Raw genomic sequence first — 24,507 nt, 5'->3', positions numbered from 1 at the left:
TGCAGGGCTGCTGAATGAAAAAATCTCTTTTTTGGTTGCTGGCGCTGGTGCTGTCTCCCGTTGCCGTGCTGGTGGTGATCACGCCGATGGACAGCCAAAAGCAGTATATTTTTGGTCTGCTAAGTATCGGTATTCTCTTTCTGATGGGCTTCAGTAAGCGCCGCAGCATATCGGTCATTATGGTCGTCACATCGCTGCTGATGTCCACGCGTTACATGTATTTTCGTCTCACGCAGACCCTGCACTTCAACTCGTCCATTGAAACCATTCTTGGAATGGGACTCTTTCTGGCGGAAGTCTATATCTGGGTGATGCTGTTACTTAACTATCTGCAGACGGTCTGGCCGCTGAAGCGCGGCATTGTTCCGCTGCCGGATGATATGAGTAAGTGGCCGACGGTCGATATCTATATTCCGAGCTATAACGAACCGCTGGAGGTGGTGCGCGATACCGTGCTGGCGGCACAATGCATTGATTATCCAAAAGATAAAATGAAGATTTATCTTCTGGATGACGGCAAACGCAGTGAGTTTGCCGTGTTCGCCGCCGACGTCGGCGTGGGCTATATCACCCGTAACGACAACAAGCACGCCAAAGCGGGGAACCTTAACCATGCGCTGACCCTGACCCACGGGGAGCTTATTTGCGTTTTCGACTGCGACCACGTCGCCACGCGCGTCTTCCTGCAGGCCACCGTCGGCGGCTTCCTGAAAGATCCGATGCTGGCTCTGGTGCAGACGCCGCACTACTTCTATTCCCCGGACCCGTTTGAACGTAACCTCTCCGTCGGGCGTAACATCCCGAACGAAGGGATGTTGTTCTATGGCCCGATTCAGCAGGGGAACGACAACTGGAACGCCACCTTTTTCTGCGGCTCCTGCGCAGTGATCCGCCGCGAGGCGCTGGCGCAGATTGGCGGTTTCGCCGTCGAAACGGTGACCGAAGATGCCCATACGGCGCTGAAGTTCCAGCGGCTGGGATGGAAATCGGCCTTTCTCGATATTCCGCTGGCGGCTGGTCTCGCCACTGAACGCCTGGTGGTGCACGTTATCCAGCGTACCCGCTGGGCACGCGGGATGACGCAGATCTTTCGCCTCGATAACCCGCTGTTTGGCCGCGGCCTGACCTTACAGCAGCGCTTCTGCTACCTCAGCGCCATGCTCTATTACCAGTTCGCGCTCCCGAGGGTGGTGTTTGTCACCGCCCCGCTGGCTTATCTGCTGTTTAACCTCAATATTATTTACTCTTCAGCGAGCCTGATTGTCTCCTATGCCCTGCCGCATCTGTTCCTCGCCATTTACGTCGGTTCGCGAATGAATGGCCGCTATCGCTACAGCTTCTGGGGGGAGATTTACGATATTGTGCTGGCCTTCCACCTGGTGCTGCCGACCCTGGTGACGATGATTTTCCCCAAACGCGGCAAATTCAACGTTACCGATAAGGGCGGGCTGCTTGACGTCGGTTACTTCGATTTCACCGTGGTGCGCCCGCATCTGGTGGTGGCCTGCCTGCTGGCCCTGGGGGTGGTCGTCGGTATCGTCCGGGCGATAGGCCATGACTACTTTGGCTCGGATCCCAACGTTATCGCCCTGAACGTCGGGTGGGGGATCTACAGTCTGATCTTCCTGCTGGCGGCTATCGCCGTGGCGCGCGAGACGCGGCAGGTGCGAAAAACGATTCGTATCGATGTCGATATTCCGGTGGTGATCCATTACGCCAGCGGTATCGTTTCCCGCAGCCATACCGCGGACCTGTCGATGGGTGGCTGCCGCGTGGCCGCGCCGGATATGCGTCATCTGGAGGATGACATCGAAGAGATTGAACTGATCCTGCAGTCCGGGGCTATCTCCATCCCGGCTCAGCTGGTCACCTCTGACGAGCGCTTCCTGCGCCTCAAGTTTGATGAGGATATTCCTCTCTCGCGCCGCCGTGAACTGGTGCGTGTGGTGCTGGCCCGCGCGGATGCCTGGATTAATCCGCCGCGTCCGCAGGATAACCCGTTCCGCTCCTTCTTCACCATTTTGCGCTGCGTGTTCGAACTGTTCTGGCTGACGTGGAAAACCCGTCGTAGCCAGCGCAACCGGACGCCAGTGGCGAAAACGGCGCAGGAGGATGGGACGTTATGAAGCGATTAACGACGCTGGCGCTGCTGGCAGGGATGTTCTCTGCGCCAGCGCTGCACAGTGAAGAGCCGGCTGCCGGCGCTTCAGCCCCGCTGAGTTTTCCGCAGCTCAACGGCGCGGCGGACAATGAGCCGGGTGACGAACCTCCGGCGGCCTCTCCGGAAGAGGGGACTCGCCCGGCAGCGCCCGCCACCGCAGGCGATGCGGCGGTGACGGCCCCTGCGCCAGAGATGCCCGCAGTAACCCCGCCGGTGAGTGAGGTGGCTACGCCCGATGTCATCCCGGTTGCCCCGGTCTGGGGAGGCGATCTGAATCTGGCGCAAATGGGGATGCCGGATGGCATTATCCTCAGCGGCGGCCAGCGGCAAGGGGGCGTTAGCTTTACGCTGCCTTCCGACCAGGTGGTGATCCATTCCCAGCTCAGCCTTGCCGTCCGCGTATCGCCGGAAATGGCGAGCCGCAACGCCACCCTGCAACTGATGCTCAACGGTCAGCCCCTCGGCACCCTGCCGCTGGGTGCCGATGGCGAGGATGTCTCCCATTACCAGCTGGATATTCCGCCCGCGCTGATGGTCTCCAGCAATAACCTGAGCGTGAAGATCAATGATGGCGATACCCTGCAGTGCCAGCGTGACATTCATGATTCGTCGCGGGTGACGGTGCTGCCCACGTCGCATTTCAGTTGGGAAAGCCAGCAACTGAACATCAGCGACGACCTGAGCCATTTCCCGCGTCCCTTCTTTGACAGCATGCAGATGACGCCGGCGGACATCGCGGTCGCCTATGGGGCGAAGCCGTCGGCTGACGTCTTCAGCGCCGCGGCGCTGGTCTCTTCATGGCTGGGTATCCAGGCGGACTATCGCGGCATCGCCTTCAGCGCCCTGCGCGATCGCCTGCCGGAACGCCATGGTATTGTGATTGGCCATCCGGGCGAGCAGGTGGGCGGCATGACGCTGCCGGAAACCGATAAACCGCTGCTACGCATCATCGCCAACCCCGCCAATCCGGCCTATAAGCTACTGTTGATTGTCGGCAAAAACGATACCGCGCTGCGCATGGCCGCCTGGCGGTTGACCCGCGGCAACTTCGCCCCGCAAACCGCGACGCAGGATGTCGAACCGCAGACCATCCCGGTTGGCAAAGCGTACGATGCTCCGCGCTGGATCCCCACCGATCGTCCGGTCAGGCTCAGCGAATTGCTGCGTAAGGATCAAAGCCCGACCGTCAGCGGCGTCTGGCATGAGCCTTTACGTATCGCCTTTCGCGCCGCGCCCGACCTCTATCTCTGGGATGGCGAGACGATCCCGCTGCAGGTTGGCTACCGCTTCCCGTCGGAAAGCTGGATTAATGAGGACAAGTCCCTGCTGAGCGTCACGCTCAACGGCACCTTCCTCAATAACCTGGCGATGAATAAGCAGGGGCCGCTGGAGAAAGTCTGGCGCCACCTCGGGGGCGATGCGCGCCAGGAGCGCTTTACCATCCCGCTGGCGCCTTACCTGATCTACGGCGATAACCAGCTGTCGATGTACTTCAATGTGGTGCCGAAGGATGATGTTCCGTGCTCGGTACTGCTGAATAACAATATCAAGAGCCGCATCACTGACGACTCCTGGATTGATTTGAGCAAAACGCGACACTTCTCGCTGCTGCCAAACCTCTCCTATTTCGTTGGCGCCTCATTCCCTTTCTCGCGGCTGGCGGACTATTCACAAACGACGCTCATGCTGCCGGCAGACCCGTCTGAGACCCAGGTGGCCACCCTGCTGAATCTGGCGGCGCGCTCCGGAAATGCGACCGGCACCGCGCTGGCGAATAACCGCGTCGTGCTCGGGATGCCGACCGGCGGCGCGGATCTGCAGTCGCTGCGCGAACGTGATGTGCTGGCGGTCACCGCTCTCGATCAGCAGGCCTTTAACCAGAGCCTGCTGGCTGATTCACCCTATCGTCCGGTGGATAACACGCTGAGCGTCCGCGAGCCTGACCTGTGGCAAAAAGTTCAACGTCGGCTGACCGGCGACTGGACCTCGGCCAGCCTCGATGCCGATCGCTACTTCTCATCCAGCAGCGCCTGGCGCGGGTTCATCAGCTATCGTTCGCCGTGGAACGCGACTCGCCTGGTGGTGGTGGCGATGGCCAGCAATGATGACCAGCTGGCGCGACTGAAGACCGATCTGGACTCGCCGCGCATCAACGCCGGGATCCGTGGCGATACCGCGGTGATCACCAGCGATAACGGGGTGCGCAGCTTCCAGGTCAGCACGCCGTTCCCCAGCGGTCAGATGCCGTGGTACATGATGGCCGTCTGGTATGCCAGCCAGCACTCTGGTTTCCTGGCCCTGCTGGGGCTGATTGCCACCTCGATAATGGGACTGGCGCTGACCGCGATGTTTAAACGTCACGCCCGTAAGCGTCTGGGTTCGGGGGATAACTAATGAAAAGAAAGATAACAATAACGATGAAAACCTCCCGCCGGCTTACGACGTTCTGCCTCACCGGCGCCTTAGCGCTTGGCGCTTCTGGCGGCGTGCTGGCGGCAGGTAACGACGCGGCGCTGCAGGCGCTGTTCGCCCAGGCCAACTACTGGCATGAGAAATCGCATGACGAACTGGCGATGGAGTCGCTGCAGAAGGTGCTTTCGGTCGATGCCAATAACACCCAGGCGCTGTATCTGATGGCGCTCTGGTCGCAGCAGGGTGGCGATATGCAGGCGGCGGCGCAGTGGCGCGCCCGGCTGGCGAAAGCGGCGCCGGACAGCCCTGGGCTGCAGGATTTAGACAACGCTAAAAAGATGTCGCAGGTGCCGCAGGGGCAGCTCAGCCTGGCCCGCCAGCAGGCGCGCGGCGGCAATATTCCCGGGGCGCTGGCGACCTGGCGCAGCATGTTTAATGGCAATACGCCGCCTGCCGGGCTGGCGGCGGAATATTACCTGACCATGGCCAGCGACAAATCGCTCTATCCGCAGGCTATCAGTGAACTGCGCCAGTATGTGGCCCAGCATCCGCAGGAGAACGCCCCGCGGGTGGCGCTGGGGAAAGCCTTAACCTGGCGGGAAGAGACCCGCCGGGAAGGGATCGCTATGCTGGAGCCGATGGCCAGCGGCAACAAAGAGGCGGACAGCGGCTTGCGTCAGGCGCTGCTCTGGCTGGGCCCGCAGGCCGGGGATGAGCAGTATTACGATACCTGGATGCAGCGGCATCCGCAGGATAGCGAAGTCCAGAATTACTTTCGCGAACGGCGCAGCGGTCAGGCGCGTGGCCAGGGCTACGCCAATCTGAACAGCGGCAATACCGCCGCCGCGAAGCAGCAATTTGAAGAGGTGCTGCAGACCAACCCGCAGGATGCCGATGCGCTGGCGGGCATGGGCTATATCGCGCAACGCAGCGGCGACTACCAGGCCGCGTCGCAGTATCTGAGCCGGGCGGCAGATCTCGGTGGTGACGCCTCGGCGACTCGTCGCCAGCAGGCGGCCGATGCGCTGTTCTACGGCCAGCTGGCGCAAGCTCAGCAGGCCTATAAGCAGGGCAATATTAGCCAGGCGCTGGCGCTCTCCGCGCCGCTGGCGCAGCAGAGCGGGGCGCGGGGCGCCTCGGCGAAGCTGTTCCGTGCCGATGTGCTACGGCATAACAAAGATTTACCCCAGGCAGAGCAAACGCTGCGCTCGCTGTTAAGCGACGATCCGCAGAACGCGGCGGCGCGGGAAAACCTCTATTACGTGCTGCGCGAGCAGAATAAATCCGCCGAGGCGCAGGCGATGCTGCAGACGCTCCCGCAGAGCCTGCAGCAAAAACTGCAGCCGCGGGTGGTGGCCGGTATGCCGGGCGATGCCGTGCGCCGTCAGGCCCAGGCGCAGGTCAGCAGCGGTAACCCAGGCGGCGCGATTGCCACTCTGCGCGAAGGCGTCGCCCGCTATCCGGACGATCCCTGGCTGCGCCTTGATCTGGCCCGGCTGTTGCAAAAATCGGGTAACGGCAGCGAGGCCTCTTCGCTGATGTCGGCGGCCTATCGCCCCGGCGCCAGCAACAATGCGCTGTATGCCGCCGCCCTGTTTGCCAGCGAAAACGGTGCCTGGCAGCAGGCGCAGACGCTGCTGGCGCGCATCCCCGGCGGCAGCCAGACCAGCGACATGCGCGATTTACGCCAGCGGGTGAACTACAACCTGCAGCTGGTGACCGCCGAAAACTATCTGGCGCAGGGCAACAGCACCGCCGCCAGCAATACCTTGCGGGCGATGGCCTCCACGCCGCCGAAAGCCCCGGCGGACGCCGGCAAGCTGGCGCGGCTACTGGCCGAGAGCGGCGACCTGACCACCGCGGTCTCGCTGGTGCGCAACAATATCAGCAGCGGCGTGTCCGGCAACGCCGGTGATTACGCCGATCAGATTGCGGTGCTGAACCAGGCCGGACTGACCGGCGAGGCGCAGAACCTGCTCAGCAATCCGCAGCTGCAGGCCAGCAGTACGCCGACGCAGCTGGCGAGTATTCGCAATGGCTATGTGATTAACGAAGCCGATCGCCTGCGTGAGCAGGGTAACTACGCCGCGGCGTATGACAAGCTGATCCGCGCCATGCAGAGCGATCCGCAGAATACCGATCTGATGTTCGCGATGGCGCGGCTGTACCAGAGCGGCAAAATGAACAAAGAGGCCGGGGTGGTCTATGACTACCTGATGACGCGCGATACGCCGAACCAGGATGCGCGCGCCGGGGCCATTGATGTGGCGCTGTCGGCGGGGAACAACGATCGCGCCGAGCAGCTGGCCGGTGGCTTACGTCAGGATAACTCCCCGGACCGCCTGCTGCTGCTGGCGAGAGTCGCAGAGGCGCAGGGCCATCATCAGCAGGCGATGACCTACCTGCGTAGCGCCCGCGGCAAACTGCTGGGTATGCAAAGCACCAACAGCAGCGAAACGCCAACCGTCGGCGGGGTGCTGGCGGCAGACAACCCCTTTATCGGCGTGTCGCAAACGTCGGCGCCGACGCGGACCGCTTCCACCTACGGGCAGTATATGCCGTGGCAGGTCGCCCAGTCGGCCGCCGCACCCGGTTCTTCGCTGCCGGGCATCCAGCGGCCCGATCTGCCGGTCGATACCGCCGAGACGCGCATGCTGCGCCAGGTGGACACCATGATGGAGTCGCTGCAGGAGAAAACCGGCAGCTGGCTGCAGGGCGGAATGGACGTGCGTGGACGCGACGGCGAATCGGGGACCAGCAAGCTGACGGAGATCCGGACGCCGCTGACCTGGTCCTCTTCGCCGTTTGGCGATTCGCGCTTTGACTTTACCGTCACTCCGGTGTCGTTGAACGCCGGGACCGCCAGCGGCGACGCCTGGCGTCGCTACGGCGCCAACCCGCTGGCTAACGCGGTCTCCAATATGGTGAGTACCGCCACCAGCGAGCAGGCGGCGATCGCCTCGATGACCGAGGCGGAGCGGACGGCCTATTATGCCAGCAATCCGGGGGCCGAGGCGTTAAGCGGCCTGGGTACCCTGAATGCGGCAGATTTCAATCCGACCACCAGCAGCGGGATGGAAAACCTGGCGAAGCTCGGGAGCTATGATTCGGGACAAGTCGCCAGCTATTTGGCCTCTTCCAGCCTTAAGCCGAACGTTGACCAGACCAGCGGCTCAACCGATTCGCAGAAGGCCAACGGCGTCGAGCTGGCGCTGGCGTTAAGCGGTGACGATTATCGCGTCGATATTGGCAGCACGCCGCTGGGCCAGGATCTCAATACCGTTGTCGGTGGGGTGAAATGGTCGCCTAAGCTGAGCAACTACCTGTCGCTGATCCTGACCGGCGAACGCCGCTCACTGACCGACAGCCTGCTTTCTTACGTTGGTCTGAAAGACGCCTATTCCGGTAAAACCTGGGGGCAGGTGACGAAAAACGGCGGCACCCTGCAGCTGAGCTATGACGACGGCGACGCGGGCTTCTATGTCGGCGGCGGCGGTTACAGCTACCTGGGGCAGAACGTCGCCAGCAACACCAGCATTAACGCCAATGCCGGGGTCTATCTGCGGCCCTATCATGACGAATACCGCCAGTTGCAGACCGGGTTGAGCATGAGCTATATGGATTATTCCAAGAACCTCAGCTACTTCACCTATGGCCAGGGGGGCTACTTTAGCCCGCAAAACTATGTCAGCGTGTCGCTGCCGGTCAGTCTGACGGAGAAATATGATAACTGGACCATGAAGCTTGGCGGCTCGGTGGGCTACCAGTCTTACAGTCAGGATAAGAGCGCCTATTTCCCGACCAATTCGGAGTGGCAGCAGACCCTGGAGACGGCGGTGAGCAATGGGTTTGCCAAGGAAGCCTACTATTCCGCGACCTCGAAGAGCGGCATCGGCTATACCCTGCGCGCCGGGGCGGACTACAAGGTTAACAAACAGATGACGCTGGGGGGCCAGATTGGCTATGACACCTTCGGGGATTATAACGAAAGCACCGCCGGGCTCTATATCCGCTATATGTTGGGAGATCATTGATGATGACGGAGAACAATAACCCGGTAGTCACGACCTGGTTCCAGCAGCAGCAGACGCCTGCCGGATGGTTCGATCTGTTGGTGATTATGGTCGAAGGTATGTTAAATAATGCCGGCGAGCTGGAAAGCCAGCCCTTCCTGCGTCAGATGGGCGCCTCGCTGGCGGAGACCCATCCGCTGCCGGCGTCGGAGACGGTGGGGGAGCTGGAGGCGAATATCAACCGGCTGCTGACCCATTTCCACTGGGGCGTGGTGACGATTGATGTCGGTGAGGATGGCCTGCGCCTGCGCCATCAGGCGTTGCCGGTCAGCCGGGACGACGCGGGACGCGTGCGCTGGTGCAACGCGTTCTGTGCCATACTCGAGGGGTTATATTCTCGCTGGCTGCAGAGTCAGGGAGGCAGCGCTCACGTCGTTTTACAACGCGAGCGGGTGTTCTCCGTCTCTGACGTTCAGTTTCTTTACTACCATCCATAATGAGTGAATTTATGCCCCTGCGTGCTTTAGTGGCGGTGATAGTGACAACGGCAGTGATGCTGGTGCCCCGGGCGTGGGCGGATACGGCCTGGGAGCGCTATAAGGCCCGTTTTATGATGCCGGACGGCCGTATCATTGATACCGCCAATGGCAATGTGTCGCATACGGAAGGTCAGGGTTTTGCCATGCTCCTGGCGGTGGCGAATAACGATCGCCCGGCGTTCGACAAGCTGTGGCAGTGGACGGACAGCACCCTGCGCGATAAGTCTAACGGGCTGTTTTACTGGCGCTATAACCCGGTGGCGCCGGACCCTATCGCCGATAAAAACAACGCCTCCGATGGCGATACCCTGATCGCTTGGGCGCTGTTGCGTGCGCAAAAGCAGTGGCAGGACAAGCGCTACGCGACGGCCTCCGATGCCATCACCGCCTCATTGCTGAAGTATACGGTGGTGACCTTCGCCGGTCGCCAGGTGATGCTCCCGGGCGTGAAAGGGTTCAATCTCAACGACCATCTGAACCTTAATCCCTCCTATTTCATCTTCCCGGCCTGGCGCGCCTTCGCGGAGCGGACGCATCTGACCGCCTGGCGGACATTGCAGACCGACGGGCAGGCGCTGCTGGGGCAGATGGGCTGGGGGAAATCACACCTGCCCAGCGACTGGGTGGCGCTGCGGGCGGATGGCAAGATGCTGCCAGCCAAAGAGTGGCCGCCGCGGATGAGTTTCGATGCGATTCGTATCCCGCTGTATCTCTCATGGGCCGATCCGCAAAGCGCTTTGCTCGCGCCGTGGAAGGCCTGGATGCAGAGTTACCCGCGTCTGCAAACCCCGGCGTGGATCAACGTCAGCACCAACGAGGTGGCCCCCTGGTATATGGCTGGTGGCCTGCTGGCGGTGCGCGATCTGACGCTGGGTGAACCGCAGGAGGCGCCGCAGATTGACGACAAGGATGATTATTACTCTGCCAGCCTCAAGCTGTTGGTCTGGCTGGCGAAACAGGATCAGCGTTAGAGACGGTGATTGATTTGCCGCCTTCCCCGCCCGTATGCATGCGGGTGGGGAAGGTTGAATGGGAACGTCTGACGATGTAAGGCCGCCAACATGGCGGCCTTTTCACTTATTGCGGATAAGGCACCCAGCTACCGCCATTCAGCTGGACATAAGGCTTGCCCTGATACTGGATGACGATGGCGTTGGCGTTTTCGGACACCGCCGCGCTCTGCGGCAGGTTCGCGACATACTGTTGCCAGTTGACGCTGTCCTCGCTGAACATTTTGCCGTCGAGGGCGCGCACCACCAGCTCCGACACCGCCAGGTAACTGCTGGGCTGATCGATGATAATCGGCGCCCCTTCATGCGGCGCCTTCATGCCGAAGAATTTCACCGCCGTCGGGACGTTCGTGATCGACGGGCTCGGGATATCCCGCAGGCCAGAGACCTGCATCTTATCGCCTTTCAGCGCGCCACCGTGTTCCGGCACCACCACCACCATCACTTTCCGCCCCGATTTCTCGAGCTCGGTGAAGAAGTTATCCAGGTCATCAAACAGCTTCTGCGCCCGCACTTTGTAGTCTGCGGTTTTGCTTTGCCCCGGGAAGTGGTTGCCGTCATGCAGCGGCAGGGTGTTATAGAAGGTGGCGCTCCGCGGATTGCTGCTGGCCTCTTCGGTCTTCAGCCAGCGGTTGAGGACCGCCAGATCCTCATACACCGGCGAGCCGTCAAACGCCTGCAGGCTGACCGGCAATCCGGTCTGGTCCATCAGGGGGCTCTGCATGCCGCCCAGCGAACGCAGCTCTTTCAGGAAGTCGCCGAACAGACCGTTATGGCCGAGCATCAGCTGCTGGTTAAAGCCGAGTTTCGCCAGATTTTCAAACAGGTAGCAATCGGCGCCGGACGGCTGATACAGGTTGGTATGCGACAACTGACCGCAGCTGGCGCGCAGCAGGCGCACCGCCGCCGGGCCGCTGTAGGAGGTTGCGGAGTTAAAGTTCTTGAAGACAATATCAAAATGCTTCCACAGCGGATGGTCCATCAGCCCGGCGGCTTCAATATCCGACCAGGAGAGAGAACAGATATTGATCACCAGCAGGTCAAACGGCTGCGCATCCGCCGGCAGCTGGTCCGGGAACGGTGTCTTGCGCTTCTGCTCGGCGGCATAGAAACCGTTCAGCCAGTTGGTGAGATTGGCCGATGTCGGCGGCTCGGTCTGCGGCGGAATATCGCTGCTGGCGGGGCTGGTCGCGGCGCCAGCGGCGGCGTTGGCCCCGGTATTGGCCGGCGCGGTCGTGGCGGCGGCCGTGTTCTGCTGACCGGCGGGCCACAGGGTAAAGGCCGGCAGCAGCGGGCTGACCGCCAGCCAGACGACCATCGCGGAGACAAACACAGTGACGCGCAGCCACTGGCTGATAAATAGCCACAGCACCAGTAAAACAAAGAAGGCGCCGACCATGCTCCAGTTGATAAAGCGGACGATCAGATCCCAGACATAGCTGGCGCTGAAGCCGGCGATTTGCGAGCCCTGACTAAAAAGCGTCTCCGGACCAGGCAGCCAGGTATCGTGCCAGAACAGCGCGAAGCCGAGCGGAATAGCGATCCAGTGGCGGATACGGTGCAGTTTTTCGCGCGGGATCGGCACCAGCAGAAAGGCGAGAAACACCAGATTCAACATCGGGTGGAAATTGAGATACCCGGCCCACAGCAGGGCAAACTTGACCAGAAAGTAGAAGTTCCAGCCGCCAAGTCCGCGCCAGTACTGCCAGAGCGGAAGCGGTGTCGCGGTCGGTTTAGTGTTTGTCATTTGTTCGCTTTGCCTTGCTTAACCGTTGTTCCCCGGCGTAATACGCCCGCCGGTTTCACGTAACGGGGTTTAAAGAACATCAATCTTAACGTCGTGCGAATACGGCGCTGGTAGTGGCGCGTCAGGTAGCCCAGCGGAAAAAACAGCAGGGCGCAGAGCACCACCAGTTGCAGAATATCGGCGATAGACATCATCAGGCTTGTTCCTCACGGGTGGTTAACCGGTGTGGTTCGGGGTAGCGTCGCCAGTGGCGTCCATCGTGGGTGGCGTTGATGGTTTCGTTTTTATCTATCGACAAGGGCAGCGGCGTGTTCCAGTGCGCGGGCTCGACGCCGCGCATGATCACGATTTCCGAGAGGATCTGCTTGTCTTCAAACCACACCATGCGGTTAGAAAAAATATCGCCGGTCGGCAGCGGGAAAATGTGGTTTAGCGCGGTATCGAGGTCATTGATCCGGCAAAACGACAAAAACAGCACCAGCCGGTTATTGCCGATAGTCATGATATCGCCCATCCGGTTGGGTTTGCATAACGTCAGCGCCTGCTCAACGCGCAGTCCCGGCGCCGGGCGCAGGGCCACCATCACGCCTTTGCTGTCGGCGGGCAGCAGGGTATTGGCCATCACGTTCTGTACCGCTTCGCAGAAGGCATCCCACTTCTGGTAGCCGCGCAGCTTTAACGGCTGGCTCCAGGTCAACAGCGTGGCGAAATCCTCTGGAATATGGCGGGAGAATTTTTGGTTCTGCACGCTTTCGATCAGCGTCAGGCAGCGGGAGAGCGACGCGCTGCTGGGGATCACCAGACTGGCGCCGCTGCTGAGCAGCAGGCGTTCATCGGTCGCGCGCAGGCTGGGCGTTTGTTCACGGACAATAATTTTCAGCGCCGTACCGCGCTGACGACGCAGGGTATGAATATAGCGTCCCAGCTGTTCAATTTGCGTATTCTGGGTAATGGAAAAGAGTAACGTGGCCGCTTGTGCGGTGCGCCCGGCGTTGAAGACGTCGTCGTTAGTATCAAACAGTCTCCAGTATTCCGACAGCGGCGGGGCGCCTTCCAGCACGCGCATATTGCTGAGGATCACCTTCTCATCGCTACGTGGCTGAACGCTGGTTTCAGCCTCCTGCGCCAGCCGCCAGCCGGCATCATCGCGTTGCACCATCAGTTGCTGCTGGGCGCTGATGCCTTTCTCGCTTCCCCACCAGGCAATATCAAAGAGATGTCGGTCACCCTGGTAACGAATACTTGCCAGGCCGGAAAGGGAACGGTACTCGCGTAATAATGGGGTGAGCTGCCGATCGATATCCTGGGCGGAATTGATCGCTAAGAAAGCGCAATGGTGATATTGCGCCCAGCGGCTGGTCTTTTCCACCCAGGCGCATAGCTTATCCTTATTTATATTTTGCCAGGTATTTTCAGCGCATAGCAGAATAAACAAGTAATTGCCAGGTTCGAGGGAGCAGACTAAATCACGATGTATTTCTTCAAGTGCTTCCGGACGATTCGGCAGGGTGAACAGCGCGATATTATCCGGGCCACCTTCATTATCTAATGAAATGATATTATTAGGTTTGTTTCCCATTACCAGCGCGGCGATCTTGCTGTTTTTCGCCTGCGCGGCCAGCGTCTGATTAAACAGACTGACGGCATCGGCATAACGGTCAACATTGAGCCACCATACCCCACCGACCGGCATATGGCACACTTCATCCCATAATGATGAAATACCCAAAGTAAATACACTATCCACGGCATCCCTCGTGCGCCCTGATTGACACTGGATAAGTTTACTAGCGAAACCGGCAGAGTAAACCTAACATTGAAATTAAAGGTCATCAGTTTTAGCATGTACACCTGCTTTTAAGGATGCGCTGTATTCGTCCTCTGGTTTAATAATAAATTTCGAACGGACAGAGATATGCCAGCAAAAGATCCTGCAGTACCCACGGACGCCACGCTGGGGTACACCTTTCAAAATGATTTTCTGGCGCTAAGCCGGGCATTTTCCCTGCCGGATATTGATTATCATGATATTTCCCGGCGCGAGCAGCTGAATGCGGCGCTGAAGCGCTGGCCGCTACTGGCAGAGTTTGCAGAGAAAAAATAAGGAAGCCGGAGATGGCTATTCTGGGATTACAGGGCGTGCGCGGGGGGACTGGCGTCACGTCCATTACGGCTGCACTCGCCTGGGCGCTGCAATTGCTCGGTGAAACGGTGCTGGCGATCGACGCCAGCCCGGATAATATGCTGCGCTTTTTTTTCAATACCGACGTCCATCATCAGGACGGCTGGGCGCGGGCGCTGCTCGACGGTCGGGACTGGCGCGACGCAGGACTGCGCTATACGCAACATATCGATCTGCTGCCGTTTGGCCAGCTCAGCGCCGGCGAAAGAGAAAATGCTGACCAGCTGCAGCCCGCGCTGGGGGTGATGGCGGAGGCTGTGCAGCAGCTGCAGAGCCAGTACTGCTGGCTACTGCTGGATCTGCCGAGCGGCTATTCGCCGTTGACCCGCGAGCTGCTGACGCTGTGCGATCGCACGCTGGTGGTGGTCCATCCCGACGCCAATAGCCATATCCGTCTACACCAGCAGCCCCTTCCGGCCAACAGCGACATTCTGATTAACGACCTGCGGGTCGGCAGCCAGCTGCAGGAAGATCTCTATCAGCTGTGGCTGGAGAGCCAGCCGCGCATCCTGCCGGTGACGATTCACCGCGACGAGGCGATGGCTGAGTGCCTGGCGGCGAAACAACCTCTCGGCGAGTATCGCCAGGACTCTCTGGCGGCGGAAGAGGTGCTGACCCTGGCGAACTGGTGCCTGATCCACTATACCGGCGGGAGGGCGGGATGATCCGCCTTAGCACGCTGCTGCTGGCTCCGCCGGTAGGGGAACGGCTGCGCGCGCGCTATGATGACTATCGGCAGCACGGGGCCTCCTGGCTCTCGGCGTCGCTTGGCTGTCTGTGGGCGTCGCTGGTCTGGGCGCTGATGCCGCTGGAGACTCCGCGCTGGCAGGCGATTCTGGCCCGCCATGAAACCTATTTTCCCCATATTAATCCGCATCGCCCGCGTCCGCTGGACCCGCTGCGCTATCTATTGCAATCCCTGTGGTTGCTGGCGACGCGCGTGCCGGAGCCGGAAAAAAAGGTCAACTGGCGCTCGCTGGCGGCTCTGGAAGGGGTGCACGGCCGCTATACGCAATGGCTGGAAAAATTGCCTGAACAGGTGAACGCCCGCACCGGCCATCTGGATAAACAGAAAGAGCTGGCGCACCTTAATCCGAAGCTGCGCCGGGCGATCCTTGGGGGGGTGACCTTCTGCTCGCTGGTGCTGGCGCTAATGTGTATTACGCAGCCCTTTAACCCGTTGTCGCAGTTTATCTTCCTGATGCTGCTGTGGGGCGTGGCGCTGCTGGTGCGCCGCATCCCGGGGCGTTTCTCGGCGCTGATGCTTATCGTGCTGTCGCTGACGGTGTCGTGCCGCTATATCTGGTGGCGCTATACCTCGACGCTCAACTGGAACGACCCGGTAAGCCTGGTGTGCGGGATCATTCTGCTGTTCGCAGAGACCTACGCCTGGGTGGTGCTGGTGCTGGGCTACTTCCAGGTGGTCTGGCCGCTGAACCGCCAGCCAGTGCCGCTGCCGGAGGACATGGATCTGTGGCCAACCGTGGACATCTTCGTCCCTACCTACAACGAAGATCTCAACGTGGTGAAAAACACCATTTACGCCTCACAGGGCATCGACTGGCCGAAGGATAAGCTGAACATCTGGATCCTCGACGATGGCGGACGGGAAGCGTTTCGCCAGTTTGCCAAAGATGTCGGGGTGCACTATATCGCCCGTACCAGCCACGAGCACGCCAAGGCCGGTAACATCAACAATGCGCTGAAATACGCTAAAGGGGAGTTCGTCTCGATCTTTGACTGCGACCATGTGCCGACGCGCTCGTTTCTGCAGATGACCATGGGCTGGTTCCTGAAAGAGAAAGAGCTGGCGATGATGCAGACCCCGCACCACTTCTTCTCGCCCGATCCCTTTGAGCGCAACCTTGGCCGCTTTCGCAAAACGCCGAACGAAGGGACGCTGTTCTACGGCCTGGTGCAGGACGGGAACGACATGTGGGACGCCACCTTCTTCTGCGGCTCCTGCGCCGTTATCCGTCGCGGCCCGCTGGATGAGATTGGCGGGATAGCCGTCGAAACGGTAACCGAAGATGCTCATACCTCCCTGCGACTGCACCGGCGGGGACACACCTCAGCCTATATGCGGATCCCGCAGGCGGCGGGGCTGGCGACGGAGAGTTTATCCGCGCATATCGGCCAGCGCATCCGCTGGGCGCGCGGGATGGTGCAGATTTTCCGTCTCGATAACCCGCTGTTTGGCAAAGGCCTGAAGCTGGCGCAGCGCGTCTGCTACGCCAACGCCATGCTCCACTTCCTCTCCGGTATTCCGCGCCTCATCTTCCTCACGGCGCCGCTGGCCTTTTTGCTGCTCCATGCCTATATCATTTATGCGCCTGCGCTGATGATCGCGCTGTTCGTGCTGCCGCACATGATCCACGCCAGCCTGACCAACTCGAAGATTCAGGGCAAATACCGCCATTCGTTCTGGAGTGAAATCTACGAGACGGTGCTGGCCTGGTATATCGCGCCGCCCACCTTTGTGGCGCTGATTAACCCGCATAAAGGTAAGTTCAACGTCACCGCGAAGGGCGGGCTGGTGGAAGAAGAGTATGTCGACTGGGTGATCTCCCGGCCCTATATCTACCTTGTACTGCTCAATCTGGTCGGCGTCGCGGTGGGGATCTGGCGATTTATGTATGGCCCGGAAAACGAAATTCTCACCGTCTGGGTGAGTATTGTCTGGGTGTTCTACAACCTGATTATTCTTGGCGGCGCGGTGGCGGTCTCGGTCGAAAGCAAGCAGGTTCGCCGTTCGCATCGTGTCGAAATGAGCATGCCGGCGGCGATTGCCCGCGAAGATGGCCATCTGTTCTCCTGCACGGTTCACGACTATTCCGACGGCGGGCTGGGGATCAAAATTCACGGCGACGCGCAGGTGCTGGAAGGCCAGAACGCCCGGCTGTTGCTCAAACGAGGACAGCAGGAATATGCCTTCCCGGTAAGGGTCGCGCGGGTCAACGGCAGCGAGGTGGGGCTCCAGCTGTTGCCGTTGACCAACCAACAGCATATCGATTTTGTGCAGTGTACGTTTGCCCGCGCTGATACGTGGGCGCTTTGGCAGGATAGCTTCCCGGAAGACAAGCCGATGGAAAGCCTGCTGGATATCCTCAAGCTGGGCTTCCGCGGCTATCGTCACCTGGCGGAGTTTTCACCGCCGTCGGTGAAGGTGGTTTTCCGCGCGCTCACTTCGCTGGTGGCCTGGATAGTGTCGTTTGTACCCCGACGCCCTGAACGCGCCGCGCCGACGCTCTCCGCAGACCCGGCAATGGCTCAACAATGATGATAATGCGATGAAAAGAAAACTTTCCTGGATGTGTGCAGTAGCGGTGGGCATGTGCAGCTGGTATCCGCTGGCCTCTTATGCGGCGCCGGCCGCCGTGGCGAACGCCGCCCCTGGCGTTCAGCCGCAGGTAGCGACCCCGGGCGCGCCGATCGTGGTGGGCGAGCCGACGGCGACCCTCGCCGAACCGACCGCTCCGGCGGTGGTGGCCGAGAACGTCCCGCAGCGGGAGGTGAAGCTAACCTTTGCCACCATCGCGCCGCCGCCCGGCAGCATCGTGCTGCGCGGCTCACGGCCTGACGCGTCGGTCGAATTCGGCATGCGCAGCGATGAGCTGGTCGCCAACGCGCTGCTCAATCTGGAATACACCCCATCGCCCTCGCTGCTGCCCGTGCAGTCGCAGCTGAAAGTCTATCTCAACGATGAGCTGATGGGCGTCCTGCCCGTGACCAAAGAGCAGCTGGGGAAAAAGATCCGCGCGCAGTTGCCGATTGACCCGCTGTACATCACCGACTTCAACCGCGTACGGCTGGAGTTTGTCGGCCACTACCGCGACGTCTGTGAAAACCCGGCCAGCAGCACGCTGTGGCTGGACGTTGGGCGCGAAAGCTATCTGGATCTCACCTATCAGTCGCTGAAGGTGCGTAACGATCTGTCTCACTTCCCGGTGCCGTTCTACGATCCGCGCGATAACCGCCCGCTGACGCTACCGATGATTTTCCCGGGCTCGCCAGCGGTGGCCCAGCAGCAGGCGGCGGCGATTGTCGCCTCCTGGTTCGGCAGCAAGGCCGGCTGGCGCGGCCAGCAGTTCCCGGTCTATTTCAACGAACTGCCGGATCGTAACGCCATCGTCTTCGCCACCAACGACAAGCGCCCGGACTTCCTGCGCGATCATCCGCCGGTCAAGGCGCCGACCATCGAAATGATCGACAACCCGAACGATCCTTACGTCAAGCTGCTGGTAATTTTCGGCCGCGATGATAACGACCTGCTGCTGGCGGCGAAGGGGATTGCCCAGGGCAATATTTTATTCCGCGGCAGCAGCGTCACCGTGGACGGCATCAAAACCCTGCAGCCGCGTCAGCCTTACGACGCGCCGAACTGGGTGCGCACCGACCGCTCGGTCACCTTTGCTGAGCTGAAAACCTATGAGCAACAGCTGCAGTCCAGCGGTCTGGTGCCGGATGCCATCACCGTGGCGCTTAACCTGCCGCCGGATCTCTATCTGCTGCGGGCCAACGGCATCGATATGGATCTGAAATATCGCTACACCATGCCGCCGGTGAAGGACAGCTCGCGGATGGATATCAGCCTCAACGACCAGTTCCTGCAGTCATTCAGCCTGAACAGTGCTCAGGACGTGAATAAACTGATCCTGCGTCTGCCGGTGCTGCAGGGGCTGCTGGACGGCAAATCAGAGGTCACCATCCCCGCGCTGCGTCTCGGGGCGGTCAACCAGCTGCGCTTTGACTTCCAGTACATGAACCCGATGCCGGGCGGCTCCATCGACAACTGTATTACCTTCCAGCCGGTGCAGAATCATGTGGTGATCGGTGACGATTCGACCATCGACTTCTCAAAGTATTATCACTTTATCGCCCTGCCGGACCTGCGCGTCTTCGCCAACGCGGGCTTCCCATATAGCCGTATGGCGGATCTCGCCGACACGCTGGTGGTGGTGCCGAAGGCGCCGACCCAGGGTCAAGTGGCGACGCTGCTGCAGGCGCTGGGCGGCATCGGTTCGCAGACCGGTCTGGCGGCGATTAATCTGCAGATGACCGACGATGGCACCCAGATCAAGGATAAAGACGCGGATCTGCTGCTGATCGGCGCGATCCCGTCGGCCCTCAAGGACGACACCAAAATCAACCTGCTGGTCGAGGCGACCAAAAGCTGGGTGAAAATGCCGATGCGCCACTATGACCTGGCGAGCATTTATCCCGACGATGAGGCCCGCACGCCCAACACGCGTACCGACATTACCTCCACCGGACCGATGGCGGCGGTGATTGGCTTCCAGTCGCCGTATAACGATCAGCGCAGCGTGGTGGCCCTGCTGGCCGACAGCCCGCGCGGTAATGAACTGCTGACCAACGCCCTTAACGACAGCGGTAAGCGGGCAGCAATGTTTGGGTCGGTGGCAGTGATCCGTGAGTCCGGCGTCAACAGCCTGCGAGTGGGCGACGTTTACTATGTCGGCCATCTGCCCTGGTTCGAGCGTATCTGGTTCGCGCTCTCTAACCACCCGATCCTGCTGGCGATCTTCGCCGCCATCAGTATCGTGCTGCTGGCGTGGGTGCTGTGGCGCATGCTGCGCATCATCAGCCGCCGCCGTCTTAGCCTGGATGATGAATAAATCATGATGAAAGTACTTTGTGGCGCGGTGCTCTCCGCGCTGCTGCTGGCGGCGGCCCCGGTGGGCGCCGCCTGCCAGTGGCCCGCCTGGGAGCAGTTTAAAAAAGCGTACGTCAGCCCGGAGGGTCGGGTGATTGACCCCAGCGATGCGCGCAAAATCTCCACCTCAGAAGGACAGAGCTATGGCCTGTTCTTCGCCCTGGCAGCCAACGATCGCGCAGGGTTCGACAAACTGCTGACCTGGACGCAGAACAACCTGGCGGAAGGTGACCTGCGACAACATCTGCCGGGCTGGCTGTGGGGGAAAAAGGACGACAAGCAGTGGACCCTGCTGGACAGCAACTCGGCATCCGACTCGGATCTGTGGATAGCCTGGGCGCTGCTGGAGGCGGGCCGCCTGTGGCAGCAGCCGCAGTATACCGAGACCGGAAAAGCGCTGCTGGCGCGGATTGTCGATGAAGAGACAGTGGCGGTGCCGGGCCTCGGCACGATGCTGCTGCCGGGAAAAGTCGGTTTTGCCGATGACAGCGGCTGGCGGTTTAACCCCAGCTATCTTCCACCGCAGCTGGCCACCTACTTTGTGCGTTTTGGCGCGCCGTGGCCTGCCCTGCGCGACAGCAATCTGCGCCTGCTGCTGGAGACCGCGCCGAAAGGCTTTACCCCGGACTGGGTGCGCTATGAGAAAGGGAAAGGCTGGCAGCTGAAAACCGAAAAGCCGCTGATCGGCAGCTATGACGCGATTCGCGTCTACCTGTGGGTGGGCATGCTCCATGATGGCGATAAGCAGAAAGCGCGCCTGTTGCAACGCTTTGCGCCGATGGCGGCGCAGACTACGGAGCAGGGGGTGCCCCCGGAGAAAGTGAATATTGCCACCGGCAAGACCAGCGGCCAGGGACCCGTGGGCTTCTCCGCGGTGATGCTACCGTTTTTACAGGACGACGAGGCCCGGTCGGTGCAACGCCAGCGCGTCGCCGATAACTATCCCGGCGCGGATGCCTACTATAGCGCGGTCCTGACGCTGTTCGGCCAGGGGTGGGATCAACACCGTTTTCGTTTCACCGCGGGTGGCGAATTACAACCTGACTGGAACCAGGAATGCGCAAGCTCTCACTAAGTTTACTCACGTTGTCCCTCGGCGTTGCGCTGCTGCCGTTAGCGCAGGCGGCGACGACGCCTGCCCAGGAGCATCTGCTGGAGCAGGTCCGCCTTGGCGAGGCCAGTAATCGTGAAGACCTGGTGCGCCAGTCGCTGTACCGCCTGGAGCTGATTGATCCCAACAACCCGGATCTGATTGCCGCGCGGATGCGCTACCTGCTGCGTCAGGGGGATGCCGCCGGGGCGCAAAAAGAGCTGGAACGGCTAACGAAGCTGGCGCCGGACTCCCCGGAACTGAAAGCATCGCGCAATGAGATGAAAAGCAACACCGGCGAGGGCCGGCAGGCGCTGCAGCAGGCGCGACTGCTGGGCGTGGCCGGGAAGGTCGATGAAGCCATCGCCGCCTATGAAAAACTGTACGGCGGCGTGCCGGATGACGTTGACGTCGCTATTGAATACTGGACGCTGGTGGCGCGCCTGCCGGCCCGCCATAGCGAAGGCGTCAGCCAGTTGAAAAAACTGAACGCCAGCACGCCGGGCAACGTCAGCCTGCTGACTTCGCTGGCGAAGCAGATGTTTGCCGATAACAAGCCGCAGGAAGGGTTCGCCTATCTGGCGGAGATGGCCCGCTCGGCCTCAGGACGCGGCATCGCCGCCGATATGTGGTTCAGTGAGGTGAAAAGCATGCCGGTGAGCAAGGCCAGCGTGCAGGCGTTGCAGCAATTTCTCCTGCAGTTTCCCACCGGCTCGGTGGCGGCCAACGCTCGCGTTCTGCTCGACCAGCAGCAGGCGCAGCTGCAGGATCCGACCTTCCGCGCCCGCTCGGAAGGGCTGGCGGCGGTCAAGTCCGGGAATGCCTCGCAGGCGGTCGCGGATCTGCAGAAAGCCGTTCAGGCCGACAGCCGCGACAGCGATGCGGTGGGTGCCCTCGGCCAGGCCTATTCCCAGCGCGGTGACCGCGCGCGAGCTGTGTCGCAGCTCAATAAAGCGATTGCCATGGACCCCGACAGCCCGAACCGCGGCAAATGGGACAGCCTGCTGCAAACCAACCGTTACTGGCTACTGATCAAGCAGGGGGATAACGCCCTGAAGGCCGGCCAGCTTTCGCAGGCGCAGAACTATTATGCCCAGGCGCAGCGGGTCGATCGCACCGACAGCTATGCCGTGCTGGGGCTGGGGGACGTCGCGGCGGCGCGCAAAGAGGCGGCGGCGGCGGAGCGCTATTACCAGCAGGCGTTGCGCCTGGATCGCGGCAATAACCTGGCGGTGCGCGGCCTGGCCAACCTCTATCGCGCCGAATCGCCGGAGAAAGCCAGCGCCTGGATCGCCGGCCTCCCTCCCGCTCAGCGGCGGAGCATCGATGATATTGAGCGCAGCCTGACCAACGACCGGCTGGAGAAACAGGCGCAGGCCCTGGAGAGCCAGGGCAACTGGGCGCAGGCGGCGGAAGTTCAGCGTCGGCGCCTGGCGCTGGATCCGGACAGCGTGTGGATAACCTACCGTCTGGCGCGCGATCTGGTGAGCGCCGGTGAACGCCAGGAGGCCGACGCGCTGATGCGGGCGATGGTCAACCGCCAGCCGCAGGACGCTGAACGGGTCTACGCCTCGGGGCTCTACCTGTCGGGGAACGACCAGGACGATCTGGCCCTGGCGCAAATCGCCGCTCTGCCGCGCAGCGCGTGGACGGATAACATTCGTGAACTTGAGGCGCGTCTGCAAAGCGACCGGGTGCTGCGCCAGGCCAACCAGCTGCGCGACAGCGGTGACGAAGCGCAGGCGATCGCCCTTATCCAACAGCAGCCCGCCTCGGTGCGTTATGACCTGACGCTGGCCGACTGGGCGCAGCAGCGCGGCGACAGCCAGACGGCGATTGCCGACTATCAGCGGGTGCTGCGCCAGGAGGCCGATAACGGCGATGCGCGCCTCGGCCTTGCGGAAGTCTACCTGGCCGAGGGCGATAAACAGGCCGCCCGGGCGCAGGTCATGCAGCTGAAAGGCGCAGAGACCGAATCCATGAATATGCAGCGTCGGGTCGCCCTGGCGCGAGCCGGCCTTGGCGATACCGTGGATGCCCAACAGATTTTTAACCAGATTGTGCCGCAGGCGAAGGCGCAGCCGCCCTCTATGGAGAGCGCGCTGGTGCTGCGCGATGCCGCGCGCTTTGCCACCCAGACCGGGGCACCGCAGCAGGCGCTGACGCACTACCGGGAGGCGATGGTGGCCTCCGGGATCACCCCCGCGCAGCCGCAGGACAACGATACCTTTACGCGGCTGACGCGCAACGACAGCCGGGATGACTGGCTGAAGCGCGGGATCCGCAGCGATGCCGCCGACCTTTATCGCCAGCAGGATCTGAACGTCACCCTGGAACACGATTTCTGGGGTTCCAGCGGCACCGGCGGCTATTCCGACCTGAAGGCGCATACCACCATGCTGCAGGTGGATGCTCCGCTGGCGGATGGCCGGATGTTCTTCCGCACCGATCTGGTCAATATGGATGCCGGCAGCTTTTCCACCCACAGCGACGGGAGCTATTCGCCCAGCTGGGGTACCTGCGGGGAGATCGCCTGTACCAGCGGCAGTAAAAACCAGACCGACAGCGGGGCCAGCGTGGCGGTCGGCTGGAAGAATGACACCTGGAGCGGCGATATCGGCACCACGCCGATGGGCTTCAATGTCGTCGATGTGGTGGGGGGGCTGAGCTACAGCAGCGATGTCGGGCCGGTGGGGTACACGGTCAACGTCCACCGGCGACCCATCTCCAGCTCGCTGCTCTCCTTTGGCGGGCAGAAAGACAGCAGCAGCCATACCGGCACCACCTGGGGCGGCGTCCGCGCCGACGGCGGCGGCCTGAGCCTCAGCTATGACCGGGGCGAAGCACACGGTATCTGGTCCTCGCTGGGGGCCGACTCGCTGACCGGTAAAAACGTGGCGGATAACTGGCGCGTGCGCTGGATGACCGGGTACTACTACAAAGTCATCAACGAGAATAATCGTCGCGTCACCGTCGGCCTCAACAATATGATCTGGCACTACGACAAAGATCTCAGCGGCTACACCCTCGGCCAGGGCGGCTACTACAGCCCGCAGGAATATCTCTCATTCGCCGTGCCGGTGACCTGGCGTCAGCGTACCGAGAACTGGTCCTGGGAGCTCGGCGGGTCGGTGTCATGGTCCCATTCGCGCACCCAGACGCAAGCCCGCTATCCGCTGCTGAACCTGATCCCGTCCGACTACCGCCAGCGCGCCAGCGAGCTGACGGAGCAGGGAAGCAGCAGCCAGGGATTTGGTTACACCGCCAGAGCGCTGGTGGAGCGGCGAGTGACCAGCAACTGGTTCGTCGGCGCCGCGGTCGATATTCAGCAGGCGAAGGATTATACCCCGAGCCATGCGCTGCTTTACGTCCGCTACTCGGCGGCCGGTTGGCAGGGGGATCTGGATATGCCGCCCCAGCCGCTGGTGCCCTACGCCGACTGGTAGCAGAATAGGCTGAATTACGTCACAGAGCGCCACTCCACGGCGCGCTTCGCGTATACTCGTGTGTCATTGCCCACCGCCGGCCGCCGGGGAGGCTTCTCCGGCGTCTGCGCTAGCGCGCGGAAATATCCCGCCACTTCATCCCTCGCGGGCGTGGGCGAAGGATTTAAGTATATAATCAGCCTGAAACGACCGGGATTGAAGGATTGATGCCGGGTATGCATTCAGTATCAGTG

14 protein-coding genes are annotated in these 24,507 nt (G+C 61.3%); 11 read left to right on the top strand and 3 right to left on the bottom strand.

What is annotated here, in order from left to right:
• Positions 1–14 precede the first annotated feature (14 nt).
• Genes bcsA (CWM57_RS19250) through CWM57_RS19230 form a run of 5 tightly spaced genes read left to right on the top strand, consistent with a single transcriptional unit; the run spans position 15 to position 10,096 of the window.
• Positions 15–2,126: a UDP-forming cellulose synthase catalytic subunit gene (bcsA, locus tag CWM57_RS19250; protein WP_061153014.1), complete on the top strand. Its 2,112-nt coding sequence runs from the start codon at positions 15–17 to the stop codon at positions 2,124–2,126.
• On the top strand, positions 2,123–4,555 hold the full coding sequence (gene bcsB, locus CWM57_RS19245) for a cellulose biosynthesis cyclic di-GMP-binding regulatory protein BcsB (protein ID WP_100676317.1): 2,433 nt from the start codon (positions 2,123–2,125) through the stop codon (positions 4,553–4,555). The genes bcsA (CWM57_RS19250) and bcsB (CWM57_RS19245) overlap by 4 nt, the downstream gene beginning before the upstream one ends.
• The gene (locus CWM57_RS19240) at positions 4,555–8,607 is read left to right on the top strand and encodes a cellulose biosynthesis protein BcsC (RefSeq protein WP_074386993.1); all 4,053 of its coding nucleotides are present in this window, start codon (positions 4,555–4,557) and stop codon (positions 8,605–8,607) included. The genes bcsB (CWM57_RS19245) and CWM57_RS19240 overlap by 1 nt, the downstream gene beginning before the upstream one ends.
• The gene (gene bcsD, locus CWM57_RS19235; protein ID WP_008806909.1) at positions 8,607–9,083 is read left to right on the top strand and encodes a cellulose biosynthesis protein BcsD; all 477 of its coding nucleotides are present in this window, start codon (positions 8,607–8,609) and stop codon (positions 9,081–9,083) included. The genes CWM57_RS19240 and bcsD overlap by 1 nt, the downstream gene beginning before the upstream one ends.
• Positions 9,084–9,094: 11 nt before the next feature.
• Complete coding sequence (locus tag CWM57_RS19230; protein ID WP_074386995.1) at positions 9,095–10,096, top strand: glycosyl hydrolase family 8; 1,002 nt, start codon at positions 9,095–9,097, stop codon at positions 10,094–10,096.
• Between the two features lie 106 nt (positions 10,097–10,202).
• Here the strand turns inward: CWM57_RS19230 and bcsG are convergent, their stop codons facing one another.
• Genes bcsG through bcsE form a run of 3 tightly spaced genes read right to left on the bottom strand, consistent with a single transcriptional unit; the run spans position 10,203 to position 13,629 of the window.
• Positions 10,203–11,882, bottom strand: coding sequence for a cellulose biosynthesis protein BcsG (gene bcsG / locus CWM57_RS19225; protein WP_100676316.1), 1,680 nt, complete (start codon positions 11,880–11,882; stop codon positions 10,203–10,205).
• Positions 11,879–12,076 carry a cellulose biosynthesis protein BcsF gene (bcsF, locus tag CWM57_RS19220; RefSeq protein WP_004204976.1) on the bottom strand — a complete coding sequence of 66 codons (198 nt, stop codon included), beginning with the start codon at positions 12,074–12,076 and terminating at the stop codon, positions 11,879–11,881. The genes bcsG and bcsF overlap by 4 nt, the downstream gene beginning before the upstream one ends.
• Complete coding sequence (gene bcsE, locus CWM57_RS19215) at positions 12,076–13,629, bottom strand: cellulose biosynthesis protein BcsE (protein WP_061153020.1); 1,554 nt, start codon at positions 13,627–13,629, stop codon at positions 12,076–12,078. Before bcsE ends, bcsF begins: the two co-directional genes overlap by 1 nt.
• 168 nt (positions 13,630–13,797) lie before the next feature.
• Here bcsE and bcsR point away from each other — a divergent pair, with 168 nt between their 5' ends.
• Genes bcsR through bcsC form a run of 6 tightly spaced genes read left to right on the top strand, consistent with a single transcriptional unit; the run spans position 13,798 to position 24,274 of the window.
• Complete coding sequence (bcsR, locus tag CWM57_RS19210; protein ID WP_002921513.1) at positions 13,798–13,986, top strand: cellulose biosynthesis protein BcsR; 189 nt, start codon at positions 13,798–13,800, stop codon at positions 13,984–13,986.
• A gap of 11 nt (positions 13,987–13,997) precedes the next feature.
• Positions 13,998–14,729, top strand: coding sequence for a cellulose biosynthesis protein BcsQ (gene bcsQ / locus CWM57_RS19205; RefSeq protein WP_100631003.1), 732 nt, complete (start codon positions 13,998–14,000; stop codon positions 14,727–14,729).
• Complete coding sequence (gene bcsA, locus CWM57_RS19200) at positions 14,726–17,344, top strand: UDP-forming cellulose synthase catalytic subunit (protein WP_043874980.1); 2,619 nt, start codon at positions 14,726–14,728, stop codon at positions 17,342–17,344. The genes bcsQ and bcsA (CWM57_RS19200) overlap by 4 nt, the downstream gene beginning before the upstream one ends.
• A gap of 10 nt (positions 17,345–17,354) precedes the next feature.
• Positions 17,355–19,700 (top strand): cellulose biosynthesis cyclic di-GMP-binding regulatory protein BcsB, encoded by a 2,346-nt coding sequence (gene bcsB, locus CWM57_RS19195; protein ID WP_100676321.1) that lies wholly within the window; start codon positions 17,355–17,357, stop codon positions 19,698–19,700.
• Positions 19,701–19,703: 3 nt separating this feature from the next.
• A complete protein-coding gene (gene bcsZ / locus CWM57_RS19190; RefSeq protein ID WP_100631004.1) occupies positions 19,704–20,813 on the top strand; it encodes a cellulose synthase complex periplasmic endoglucanase BcsZ in 1,110 nt (369 codons plus the stop codon).
• The gene (bcsC, locus tag CWM57_RS19185; RefSeq protein WP_100676315.1) at positions 20,795–24,274 is read left to right on the top strand and encodes a cellulose synthase complex outer membrane protein BcsC; all 3,480 of its coding nucleotides are present in this window, start codon (positions 20,795–20,797) and stop codon (positions 24,272–24,274) included. Before bcsZ ends, bcsC begins: the two co-directional genes overlap by 19 nt.
• The last annotated feature ends 233 nt before the right edge of the window (positions 24,275–24,507 follow it).

It is taken from the genome of Klebsiella sp. G-Nf4 (assembly GCF_002810615.1).
GTDB classification, from domain to species: Bacteria; Pseudomonadota; Gammaproteobacteria; order Enterobacterales; family Enterobacteriaceae; genus Klebsiella; species Klebsiella variicola.
This window is presented reverse-complemented; position numbering and strand designations above follow the sequence as displayed.

What these genes read in the sequence shown, in the direction of transcription:
- bcsA (WP_061153014.1), top strand. Translation starts at nt 15, where the DNA reads ATGAAAAAATCTCTTTTTTGGTTGCTGGCGCTGGTGCTGTCTCCCGTT.
- bcsB (WP_100676317.1), top strand. Translation starts at nt 2,123, where the DNA reads ATGAAGCGATTAACGACGCTGGCGCTGCTGGCAGGGATGTTCTCTGCG.
- CWM57_RS19240 (WP_074386993.1), top strand. Translation starts at nt 4,555, where the DNA reads ATGAAAAGAAAGATAACAATAACGATGAAAACCTCCCGCCGGCTTACG.
- bcsD (WP_008806909.1), top strand. Translation starts at nt 8,607, where the DNA reads ATGATGACGGAGAACAATAACCCGGTAGTCACGACCTGGTTCCAGCAG.
- CWM57_RS19230 (WP_074386995.1), top strand. Translation starts at nt 9,095, where the DNA reads ATGCCCCTGCGTGCTTTAGTGGCGGTGATAGTGACAACGGCAGTGATG.
- bcsG (WP_100676316.1), bottom strand. Translation starts at nt 11,882, where the DNA reads ATGACAAACACTAAACCGACCGCGACACCGCTTCCGCTCTGGCAGTAC.
- bcsF (WP_004204976.1), bottom strand. Translation starts at nt 12,076, where the DNA reads ATGATGTCTATCGCCGATATTCTGCAACTGGTGGTGCTCTGCGCCCTG.
- bcsR (WP_002921513.1), top strand. Translation starts at nt 13,798, where the DNA reads ATGCCAGCAAAAGATCCTGCAGTACCCACGGACGCCACGCTGGGGTAC.
- bcsQ (WP_100631003.1), top strand. Translation starts at nt 13,998, where the DNA reads ATGGCTATTCTGGGATTACAGGGCGTGCGCGGGGGGACTGGCGTCACG.
- bcsA (WP_043874980.1), top strand. Translation starts at nt 14,726, where the DNA reads ATGATCCGCCTTAGCACGCTGCTGCTGGCTCCGCCGGTAGGGGAACGG.
- bcsB (WP_100676321.1), top strand. Translation starts at nt 17,355, where the DNA reads ATGAAAAGAAAACTTTCCTGGATGTGTGCAGTAGCGGTGGGCATGTGC.
- bcsZ (WP_100631004.1), top strand. Translation starts at nt 19,704, where the DNA reads ATGATGAAAGTACTTTGTGGCGCGGTGCTCTCCGCGCTGCTGCTGGCG.
- bcsC (WP_100676315.1), top strand. Translation starts at nt 20,795, where the DNA reads ATGCGCAAGCTCTCACTAAGTTTACTCACGTTGTCCCTCGGCGTTGCG.